Origin of the sequence: Thermostichus vulcanus str. 'Rupite' (assembly GCF_022848905.1) — a bacterium.
In the GTDB taxonomy this organism is placed as follows: Bacteria; Cyanobacteriota; Cyanobacteriia; order Thermostichales; family Thermostichaceae; genus Thermostichus; species Thermostichus vulcanus_A.
In genome coordinates this window covers 2,501-5,453 of the sequence record NZ_JAFIRA010000085.1, presented here as the reverse complement: position 1 = coordinate 5,453, position 2,953 = coordinate 2,501, and the positions used below count along the sequence as shown (strand labels likewise).

The following is a 2,953-nucleotide window of genomic DNA, read 5'->3' as shown; positions in this document are numbered from 1 at the left end:
ATGGGAACTAGAATCCCCACGAAATTAAAACCCCCCACCTTTTTTTAGAGGCAGGGGGTTGGATGGGATAGGGACCTGGCACCGAGCTAGATTACCGGAGGGCCACCCCTCAAGTAGATTTGCCGCTGCAGCGTTTCACAACCGAGTTCGGGATGGGTCGGCGTGGGCCCACTGCGCCATAGGCACCAGGAAAAGAGAACGGACAGCACCCGATTGAGCTTCATCAATTCCAGTGCCCCTGAAAGCTGCATAGCCAGAGTTATAAGGTAGAACACCCTTGGGTCAAGTGGACGGTCAATTAGGACTCCTCGGCTGCATACATTGCTGCACTTCCACCTAGAGCCTATTACCGGGTGTTCTTCCCGTGACCTTAACAGAGGACTCATCTTGAGGTGGGCTTCCCACTTAGATGCTTTCAGCGGTTATCCGCTCCGCACATGGCTACCCAGCGTTTACCGTTGGCACGATAACTGGTACACCAGCGGTGCGTCCCTCCCGGTCCTCTCGTACTAGGGAGAGCTCCTCTCAATCCTCTTACGCCCGCACCGGATATGGACCGAACTGTCTCACGACGTTCTGAACCCAGCTCACGTACCGCTTTAATCGGCGAACAGCCGAACCCTTGGGACGTACTACCGCCCCAGGTTGCGATGAGCCGACATCGAGGTGCCAAACCTCCCCGTCGATGTGAACTCTTGGGGGAGATCAGCCTGTTATCCCTAGAGTAACTTTTATCCGTTGAGCGACGGCCCTTCCACTCAGCGCCGTCGGATCACTAAGGCCGACTTTCGTCTCTGCTCGACTTGTAGGTCTTGCAGTCAAGCTCCCTTATGCCTTTGCACTCTACGACTGATTTCCAACCAGTCTGAGGGAACCTTTGCGCGCCTCCGTTACCTTTTAGGAGGCGACCGCCCCAGTCAAACTGCCCACCTGAAACTGTCTTTTCCCCCGCTTCCGGGAAGAAAGTTAGAATTCTAGCTCTGCCAGAGTGGTATCTCACCGGCGACTCCCCAACTCCCACAAGAGTTGGATCCCAGTCTCCCACCTATCCTGCGCAAGCAAAGCCCGAACCCAATACCAGGCTACAGTAAAGCTTCATAGGGTCTTTCTGTCCAGGTGCAGGTAGTCCGCATCTTCACGGACAAGTCTATTTCGCCGAGTCTCTCTCCGAGACAGCGCCCAGATCATTACGCCTTTCGTGCGGGTCGGAACTTACCCGACAAGGAATTTCGCTACCTTAGGACCGTTATAGTTACGGCCGCCGTTCACCGGGGCTTCGGTCGCGAGCTTCGCTTGCGCTGACCCACTTCCTTAACCTTCCGGCACTGGGCAGGCGTCAGCCCCTATACGTCGTCTTGCGACTTAGCAGAGACCTGTGTTTTTGGTAAACAGTTGCCTGGGCCATTTCACTGCGGCCACCTCGCGGTGGCACCCCTTCTCCCGAAGTTACGGGGTCATTTTGCCGAGTTCCTTAGAGAGAGTTATCTCGCGCCCCTCGGTATCCTCTACCAACCCACCTGTGTCGGTTTCGGGTACGGGTAACAACTTTCATCGCCTACGAGCTTTTCTTGGCACTACCCTTCACCACGCAGAGTCCGTAGACCCCTCCCAATCCAATTAGGGTGTGGCTATCTCTCATGCGTCCCTCTTCAGCTCCAGTTGCCAGTCAGGGAATATCAACCCTGTGTCCATCGACTACGCCTGTCGGCCTCGCCTTAGGTCCCGACTAACCCCCCGCGGACGAGCCTTCCGGGGGAACCCTTGGGTTTTCGGGGCATTGGATTCTCACCAATGTTTGCGCTACTCAAGCCAACATTCTCACTTCCGCTTCGTCCACGCCTGCTCACGCTAACGCTTCACTCTACCGCGGAACGCTCCCCTACCATAAATCCACAACTTCGGCGCATCGCTTAGCCCCGTTCATTTTCGGCGCAAGGGCGCTTGACCAGTAAGCTATTACGCACTTTTTAAAGGGTGGCTGCTTCTAAGCCAACCTCCTGGTTGTCTATGCACCCCCACCTCCTTAATCACTTAGCGATGGCTTGGGGGCCTTAGTTGGTGGTCTGGGCTGTTTCCCTCTTGACGATGAAGCTTATCCCCCACCGTCTCACTGCCGACTAACCCTGGCGTATTCGGAGTTTGGTTCGATTTGGTACAGCTCTCGCCGCCCGCACCGATTCAGTGCTCTACCCCACCAGGTACCCATCGACGCTGCGCCTAAACGCATTTCGGGGAGAACCAGCTAGCTCTGGGTTCGATTGGCATTTCACCCCTAACCACAGCTCATCCGATGATTTTTCAACATCACCCGGTTCGGCCCTCCACTTGGCTTTACCCAAGCTTCAGCCTGGCCATGGTTAGATCACCCAGGTTCGGGTCTACAGCGTGCGACTATCGCCCTCTTCAGACTCGGTTTCCCTTTGGCTCCGGCATTCCCGCCTTAACCTGCCCCACGCTGTAACTCGCTGGCTCATTCTTCAACAGGCACGCGGTCACCCGTTCAATCGGGCTCCCACTGCTTGTAAGCACACGGTTTCATGTTCTCTTTCACTCCCCTCCCGGGGTTCTTTTCACCTTTCCCTCGCGGTACTGGTTCACTATCGGTCACACAGGAGTATTTAGCCTTACGAGATGGTTCTCGCAGATTCACACGGGATTTCACCTGCCCCGTGCTACTCGGGATCCGGCTAGCGCTGTTGAACTTTTGACTACAGGACTCTCACCTTCTTTGGTGCAGCACTCAACTGCTTCGTCTAGTTCGCTAGCTACCTTTTGCCGTCCCTCAACCCCGCCAAGCCGTAGCCCAGCGGTTTAGGCTCTTTCCCGTTCGCTCGCCGCTACTAGGAAAATCGATTTTCTTTCTCTTCCTACGGCTACTAAGATGTTTCAGTTCGCCGCGTTCGCCCCCTTTGCCTATGGATTCAGCAAAGGGTGACAAGGTTGCCCTTGCCGG

General features: G+C 55.6%; 2 rRNA genes (1 of these 2 only partly in view). Both read right to left on the bottom strand.

The annotated features are described in order from the left end of the window. Positions 1-73: 73 nt before the first annotated feature. Positions 74-190 (bottom strand): 5S ribosomal RNA (rrf, locus tag JX360_RS16990). Between the two features lie 88 nt (positions 191-278). Continuing rightward, positions 279-2,953, bottom strand: a 23S ribosomal RNA gene (locus JX360_RS16985); it runs 126 nt beyond the window's last position.